The 465-nt window shown below is 70.1% G+C and carries 1 protein-coding gene; it reads right to left on the bottom strand.

The features are described 5' to 3' along the window. Nucleotides 1-291 (bottom strand): hypothetical protein (locus GT354_RS18135; RefSeq protein ID WP_161357343.1); only part of this gene is annotated, 291 nt, incomplete at its 3' end. Nucleotides 292-465 lie beyond the last annotated feature (174 nt).

Here is a 465-nt window from a genome sequence, read left to right as displayed (position 1 = left end):
GGCGGCCCGGCCGGCGACGGTGACCACGATCGGCCCGTCCACCCCCACCGTGTCCAACGCCGGTGACAGCGCCAACAGACCGTTGTCCACGAGGTCGGCCGCGATGCTGATCGCACCCCGCGACCCGATGGTCCGCCCGCTCGGTCCGGCGAGGCCGGCCACCTCGCGCAGGGTGACGGCCTGGCCCGCGGCAGCCGCCGCGGCGAACAGTGCGAAGACCCGCAACTCCACCGGGCCCATGCGATTCACATCCATCGAGCCGACCCTGGCGGCACGCATCTTGAGAGGCATGCCTCCTTGTTTACCGCACTCGCCGGTTGTTCGACGCCCCCTTCGAGCGGTGCACTCGAAAGGACTAACAACCGAGGGATCGACGAACCGGATGGGCACGGCGAACCGGCGGTTTCGCGTCGTCCGTCGTCCGACTGCCGTCCGCCGACTGCTGCCCGCGCACGTATTTCGCCT

The organism is Streptomyces sp. SID3343 (genome assembly GCF_009865215.1).
In the GTDB taxonomy this organism is placed as follows: Bacteria; Actinomycetota; Actinomycetes; order Streptomycetales; family Streptomycetaceae; genus Embleya.
The sequence above is the reverse complement of the archived record's forward strand: the minus strand, read 5'-3'. Positions and strand labels throughout refer to the sequence as shown.